The 6,616-nt window shown below is 65.1% G+C and carries 6 protein-coding genes; 4 read left to right on the forward strand and 2 right to left on the reverse strand.

What is annotated here, in order from left to right:
- Positions 1-4: 4 nt before the first annotated feature.
- Together F4Y45_12625 and F4Y45_12630 are read right to left on the reverse strand one after the other, a co-directional pair.
- A complete protein-coding gene (locus tag F4Y45_12625) occupies positions 5-568 on the reverse strand; it encodes a 4Fe-4S dicluster domain-containing protein (GenBank protein MXY25354.1) in 564 nt (187 codons plus the stop codon).
- Positions 565-3,024, reverse strand: a complete 2,460-nt coding sequence (locus tag F4Y45_12630; protein MXY25355.1) for a molybdopterin-dependent oxidoreductase — start codon at positions 3,022-3,024, stop codon at positions 565-567. Before F4Y45_12630 ends, F4Y45_12625 begins: the two co-directional genes overlap by 4 nt.
- 185 nt (positions 3,025-3,209) lie before the next feature.
- On the opposite strand from F4Y45_12630, the gene F4Y45_12635 reads away from it, so the two are divergent.
- The 4 genes from F4Y45_12635 to F4Y45_12650 all read left to right on the forward strand — a co-directional run bounded on the left by F4Y45_12635 (position 3,210) and on the right by F4Y45_12650 (position 6,554).
- Positions 3,210-4,292: a hypothetical protein gene (locus F4Y45_12635; GenBank protein ID MXY25356.1), complete on the forward strand. Its 1,083-nt coding sequence runs from the start codon at positions 3,210-3,212 to the stop codon at positions 4,290-4,292.
- Positions 4,293-4,341: 49 nt separating this feature from the next.
- Positions 4,342-5,124, forward strand: coding sequence for a hypothetical protein (locus F4Y45_12640; protein MXY25357.1), 783 nt, complete (start codon positions 4,342-4,344; stop codon positions 5,122-5,124).
- 334 nt (positions 5,125-5,458) lie between these two features.
- Positions 5,459-6,046, forward strand: coding sequence for a hypothetical protein (locus F4Y45_12645; GenBank protein ID MXY25358.1), 588 nt, complete (start codon positions 5,459-5,461; stop codon positions 6,044-6,046).
- Positions 6,047-6,167: 121 nt separating this feature from the next.
- The gene (locus F4Y45_12650) at positions 6,168-6,554 is read left to right on the forward strand and encodes a hypothetical protein (GenBank protein MXY25359.1); all 387 of its coding nucleotides are present in this window, start codon (positions 6,168-6,170) and stop codon (positions 6,552-6,554) included.
- Positions 6,555-6,616: the final 62 nt, after the last annotated feature.

The raw sequence follows: 6,616 nt of genomic DNA on the forward strand, positions 1-6,616 counted from the left end.
GCGGTCACGAGCGCACGAGCTTGAGCGGGATGAAGCGGACGGCCGGCTTCGTGATGTCGGCGTCGGGGAGCGGTCCGAACTGGTCGGTGGCGTCCCGCCTGGCGGCCACCTCCTCCAGCGTTCCCCACTGCAACGCCTTGGTCGGGCAGGCCTCGGCGCAGGCGGGTCCCCCGGTGCCGGCGTCGATGCGGTGCGAGCAGAAGTTGCACTTTTCCATCTTGCCGGTCTCTTCGCTGAACTGCGGCGCGTCGTAGGGACACGCCCAGGCGCAGAGACGGGCGCCGATGCACTTGCTCTCGTCGACGATGACGATGCCGTCCGGCCGCTTCGTGATGGCGCCCGATGGGCAGGCCTCGGCGCAGACGGGCACCTCGCAGTGATTGCACGACATCGAGACGTGGTACAGGTAGGGTCCGCCGTCCTCGTCGCCCTCCACCGTCCGCACCTTGCGCCAGCGCGGCCCCATCTCGACCCCGTTCTCCACCTTGCACGCGATCTCGCAGGTGCGGCAGCCCGTGCAGCGGTTGGCGTCGAAGAAGAAGGCGAGCTGTTTCTTCGGGTCGCTCATGCCGTGTCTCCCGGCGATGCCGCGCCCCCGCCGGCGACCTCGACCATCGACGAGTTCAGGGTGTGGCCGAGCGAGATCGGCTCGTACTTGTCGGGGCTCAGGATGCTCGCCGTCTGTTTCTCGTTCACGGCGCCCCAGCCGGTCGTCACGCTCACCACCCCGGCCATGATGCCGCGGGTCACCTGCGCCATCGCCTCGATCTCGCCACGGTCGTTGAAGACGCGGATGCGGCCGCCGTCCTCGATGCCGCGCGGCTTCGCGTCATCGGGATGGATCTGCAGCACCTGGCTGGCCCAGATCTCGGTCAGGAAATCGTGGTGGTGGAAGCTGGAGTTGACGTGGTTGTGGTTCTTGCGGTTGATGAGCTGCAGCGGGTAGCGCGCGGCCCGCCGCTCGTCCACCCAGGGCGCCTCGACAGGATGCAGGTACTCGAGCAGCGGGTCGAAGCCCCGCTCCTGCAGGTACAACGAGAAGAACTCGATACGTCCCGACGGCGTGTTGAACTTCTTGTCGGCGAACGGGATCCACGGGTCCGGCATCGGGTTGACGGGACCCTCCTCGAGCTGGTCGAGGGTGACCCCGGTCGGCTCGAGCACGTAACGGAGCAGGTCGTCGTCCGGCTTGTCGAAGTCGTTGCCGAAGCCGAGCCGCTTCGCCAGCTCGGTCATGATCCAGCGGTCGGAGCGCGACTCGAACAGCGGTTCGATGGCCTGCTCCATGAGCTGGATGTACCGGCTGCGGATGCCGGCGAGCAGATTGCGGGTCTCGAAGAGCGTGGTCACCGGCAGGACGAAGTCGGCGTAGCGCGCCGTCGTCGTCATGAAGATGTCCTGCACCACCATCAAGTCGAGGTTGTCCAGCCCCTCGATGATCTTGCGCGTGTTCGGGTACTGCGTGAGCACGCCCGTGCCCGCCACGTGGAGGGCGCGGATGGGATGCGGCTTGCGCTCGACCAGGTACTCGCCGAGCTTGGTGGCGGGAATCCCCTCGATGCGCGGGTTGCGCTGCAGCGGCACCGGCGGGTTGACGGTGCCGCCCTCGCTCAGATAGCCGCCGTTGTCGTTGACCCCGCCCCCGAGCAGGCCGACGTTGCCGGTGAGGGAGGCGAGGTAGAGATGGCCGATGACGGTAAGGGTGCCGTGATCGGTGCGCTGGGCGCCGGCCATGTTCTGGATGATGGCGGCGGGCCTCACGGACGCGTACTCCCGCGTCACGGCGGCGACCGAGTCGGCCGGGGCGCCGGTGATTCGGTGGACGACCTCGGGCGTGTAGCGCGCCGCGATGGCCCGCATCCACTCGAAGACGGGCTGGTAGCGGACGCCGTCGATCGTGTAGCTGCCGCGCAGGGCGGCCTGCGCGCCCGGCGTGTCGGCGGCGACCGGCCGGCCGCTCCGCTCGTCCCAGACGACGAAGCTCCCCGGGCCGCTGCCGCCGTTGGTCAGCAGCCGCAGGTCGCGCAGATCGACCGGCAGCGACTCGCCGCCCGCCGGCCAGCTCCGCGATGCCTCCTGCAGGTCGTAGCCGCGCTCGCCGAGCCGCACGAGGAACGGCGCGTTGGTGTGCAGGCGGACGTACTCGGCGTCGAAGAGTTCTTCGTCAAGCAGCACCTTGACCATGCCGAGGGCCAACGCGGCGTCGGTGCCCGGCCGGATCTGGATCCACCGGTCGGAGAGGGCCGCCGTTTCGCTCAGCCGCGGGTCGATGGTCACTACCCGCGCGCCGTGCTCCTCCCGCGCGTCGAAGAGGTTCTTCATGTAGCCCTGGTTGGAGACCGCCGGGTTGTTGCCCCAGGCCAGGAAGAAGCGGCTGTGGACCCACTCGTCGCGGAATTCCGAGCGCCCGCCCCCGAAGATGGCGTTGAACCCAGAGCTGACCGAGGCGCAGCAGAGCTGGGAGATGATCGGCGTCGCTCCCCCGAAGCGGTTCCAGAAGGCGGAGTAGAGTCCCCGCACGCCGGTCGACAGCGTGGACCAGTTGCCCGTTCCCCCCATCGCGAGAAACGCCTGGTTGCCGTCCTCCTCGAGAATCCGGCGGTAGCGCTCGGCGATGGTGTCCAGCGCCTCCTCCCACGTGATCCGCTCCCAGCGGTCTTCGCCGCGGCGGCCCGCCCGGCGCATCGGGTACTTGAGGCGATGCGGGCTGTAGAGCTGCCGGATCCGGGAGATGCCGCGCGCGCACGCGAGCACGTTGAAGTCGGGATCCCCGGTGACCTTGACCAGCCGGCCGTCCTTGACATGGGCCAGCATCGCGCAGTGGAGGCATTCCGGGGTGTTGGCGGTGCGGAAGATCCGGCTCCCCGCCGCCGCGGCGCCAGATCCCGCACCAGCGGCGCCGGCGAGACCTCCGCCCACCGGGGCGCCGCCCGGATACCGGGACAGGAGCAGGCCGCCGCCCCCTAGTGCCGTCGCGCCGGCGACCAGCGCGCTCCACTTCAGGAAGCTCCGCCGCGACGTCATGCCGGCATCTTATAGCACTCCCGCTCGCCCGTCACATCGGGTCAGAAAACGGCTGGCAGGACCCGAAACGGCTGGCACGAGAGAACCCGTCTGCTGTTGCCAGACGAAACGTAGTTTCATAAATACCCTTGTTTCCCATATATAGAAACACTACAATATATGAAACAACAAAGCACGGAAGTCACATGCCTGAAACGGACACGCAGCCGCCGACCGGAATGCAGATCGAGCGCCAAGTCGAACAACTTCTGGCTGAGCGAATTCCGTCCGGCTGGTCGCTCCAAACACGGCGGACCGACGCCTTGGCCGGTCGCTACCGTGTGGATCTACTGGCGGAGATCGTGTCACCCGCGGGCGAGAGGGTGGTTCTAGCCGTCGAGATCAAACGTTGCCTGGAGCCGCGCGATGTCTTCCAGGCAGTCGAGCAGGTCTCGGCGATCATAGCCGACGCGTCGCCTCGTCCCGTGCCTGTTGTAGCGGCCGCCTACCTCTCCCCTCGCGCCCGTGTCCTACTGCGTGATCGCGGCGTCAGTTACGCCGATACCACGGGAAACGTCCGAATCGAGGTCTCCGCGCCGGGATTGTTCATTGCCACCGACGGGGCAGATCACGATCCCTGGCCGCGGGATCACAAGCTCCGGTCCCTGCGGGGTCGGGGCGCCGCTCGAGCCATGCGGGCCATCATCGACACATCTCCTCCATGCGGTGTCCGTGAACTGGCCCAAGCGACTGGCGCGTCGGCACCGACCCTGTCCCGCGTGCTGGACCTGCTTGAACGCGAGGCAATCGTCAGCCGCGCACGGGGGGGCGTCTCGACGGTCGACTGGCAGGCTGCCACTCGCCGGTGGGCCGAGGACTACGACCAGACCGATTCCAACACACCAACGACGGTTCTCGAGCCACGGGGTCTGGCGGCCCTCGAAAAAAAGCTCGGCGCGACGACGATACCGTACGCTGTCACCGGCGCTCTTGCAGCTCAGCGATTTGACCCCATCGCGCCTGCAAGGCTGGCAGCCATCTACGTCACGGACGCTATCCGGGCCATCGACAGCCTGGATCTCCGCGAAACCGAAGCCGGCGCCAACGTCGTCCTTCTCGAGCCTTTCGATCCGGTGGTCTTCGATCGGACAGTTGAGCGCGACGGCCTTCGCTGCGTTGCTCCCAGCCAACTCGCAGTGGATCTTCTGACCGGACCGGGTCGAGAGCCGTCCCAAGGTGAACAGTTGCTGCAGTGGATGGAGAAGAACGAGAATGCCTGGCGGTCCTGACCCACTGTACGTTCGCGCCCGCGCTACGCTGCTCAACGCCGCCGACGCATTGGCCGAACAACTCGACGCTGTAGTGCTTGTCGGCGCTCAGGCAGTCTATCTCCACACCGGCAGTGCCGATTTCGCCGTCGCGGAGTACACGACCGACGCCGACTTCTGCGTAGCGCCGGCAGACCTCAGCGACAAGCCCCTCCTGGCCGAGTCGTTGGAAGCCCGCGGCTTCTCCCTGAGAGAACATCCTGGCGCGTGGATCAGCCCAGATGGGATTCCAGTCGACATCATGGTTCCCGAAGCGCTGGCCGGTGCCGGTTCGAGGGGTGCTCGCCTTGGCGCTCACGGCACCAAAGCCGCCAGGCGAGCCAAGGGCCTCGAGGGCGCCCTCGTTGACCGCGCGCGCATGACGATCGCGTCGCTCGATCCCGCCGACGACCGGGCGATTGCCATGTTCGTTGCTGGGCCAGCGGCGTTGCTGGTGGCCAAGGTCCACAAGATAGCGGAGCGCACCGGAACGGGCGACAGAGTCAGCGACAAGGACGCGCTCGACGTCCTGCGTCTCCTGCGAGCCACCGACACCGCAACGCTCGCCGACGGCTTGGTCCAACTCTCGGCCCATGACCTCAGCGCCGCGGTCACGACCGAAGCGGTGACCCAGCTCGCGCTCTTGTTCGGTACCTCCGAAGCCAAAGGTATCGCCATGGCCGTCCGCGCGGCCCGCCCGAACGCCGAAGCGGAAGTCATTTCCGCCTCGATCGTAGCGCTCGTATCGGATCTCCTCACCGCGACCGGTGGTCGAAAAGGGACGCAATCCCCGTTCCCCCCAACCGCCACCTGACCATGTGCGGTTTGTCGCGCCACGTGTCGAGGAACAGAGCATTCTGAGTAGAACGCAGGCTCGGTTTGCTGACGGTCCGAGACCCAAGTGGAGACCTGCTCAAGTGACAATTCCCAACTACGACCGACAAAAGTCAATCCACGACTCAATCGTATCGCTGTACCCGCGGATCGCCGCAGCACGATGCTATTTTCGCGCACCTGCGACGGATACCACCCAAGCTCCTGGCTATAGCTCCAAGAGAGCGGTAATCGATCGAGATCGTGCAAAATGTGCAATCGCCAACAAGCTTGTTACCACGAAGCATGCGATCTTCGTTCTGTGCGAGGCGGGTATGGGTGACGATGCTTATGCACTGTCACGAGTCGCGATGGAGAACGCAGTAACTGTGGCATGGCTATTGAACGAGAGGGAGTGGTGTAGGCGAATCGATTTGTACGTCAACTCGTACTCCCAAGCTCAATTCCGATTGAATGAGATCGACCGCAAGTACCACGAAGGCACGGTCCCGACAGCTGGCCACGGCGAGCTCCTAACTGAGGAAGATGAGGCGATAGTCAGAGATCTGTTCAATGGGAAATGGCGCAAGTGGGCCGTAGTTAACGGCCACGAGTTGACATTCAAAGAGATGGCAGAAGAGGTATTGGAATCGAATTTCTTCTACGAGCGCGTCTTCCTAGAAACAAGCTGGTTCGTGCACAGCGGCTTTCGTAGCTGTCTCGACACAATCGCGGAGCTGTTGAACGATGACTGTCACGTCTTGAGGGTGCGGTACAACAAGAGAACCGCAGCATGCGCCCTCTTTCTGAGCAACATGGCTGCTCTGCTTGCACTTGATGCCTTGAATGGACGAACGCCTATTGGCCTATCGACGGAGATCGACCACTTGTTCAACCGGCTTCGGGAAGCAGGCGAAGATTAGCGAACAGACGCTTCGAGTCCGACTCTACCCGCGCATTCGGGCAGACTGGGCGGTTTATCAGCGCGCACACAGCGCGACTGTTGCCGCGACGATCAGAGAGACAGCGGGCGTTGAGACCGAATTGCGGCAGGCGCGGGCTCGCGTCTCGTACACGCAGGGCGGTGAAGACACGCAGGAGCCGGAACTAGAAGGGCACCTGCTGCACGGAGAGGAATCAACCGTTATTGTCCCGGTCGAGATCGATTTCTACCCGGTCGGCACGCGTGGTTTTGGCCCGTTCGCCTCGGTCGAATTGACTCTGACGGTGTGCGCCGTCGTCGTAGACGATCCGCGCGTCTGGACGATGGTGGCCGACCTCAGAGAAGACGGCAACGGCAGGATCGTGGTTGATTCTATGCCGCCCACTTCCCAGGCGCTCAATCCGAAGCTGGGCCCTAGAGCGAGGCTGACGAAGGTGGGAGTCGCGTGGGACGCCTTCGTCGAGCGGTGTCGCCCGCTGGAATACTGACCCGGTCGTGGGCTTGATCCACTTTCGTGGACGGGTTGACTATGCTGCCGGCGTCAGCCTCC

It is taken from the genome of Acidobacteriota bacterium (genome assembly GCA_009838525.1).
Taxonomy (GTDB): domain Bacteria; phylum Acidobacteriota; class Vicinamibacteria; order Vicinamibacterales; family UBA8438; genus VXRJ01.

Excerpts from the sequence above, each read along its gene's own strand:
- F4Y45_12630 (MXY25355.1), bottom strand. The coding sequence starts at position 3,024 with ATGACGTCGCGGCGGAGCTTCCTGAAGTGGAGCGCGCTGGTCGCCGGC.
- F4Y45_12635 (MXY25356.1), top strand. The coding sequence starts at position 3,210 with ATGCCTGAAACGGACACGCAGCCGCCGACCGGAATGCAGATCGAGCGC.
- F4Y45_12645 (MXY25358.1), top strand. The coding sequence starts at position 5,459 with ATGGGTGACGATGCTTATGCACTGTCACGAGTCGCGATGGAGAACGCA.
- F4Y45_12625 (MXY25354.1), bottom strand. The coding sequence starts at position 568 with ATGAGCGACCCGAAGAAACAGCTCGCCTTCTTCTTCGACGCCAACCGC.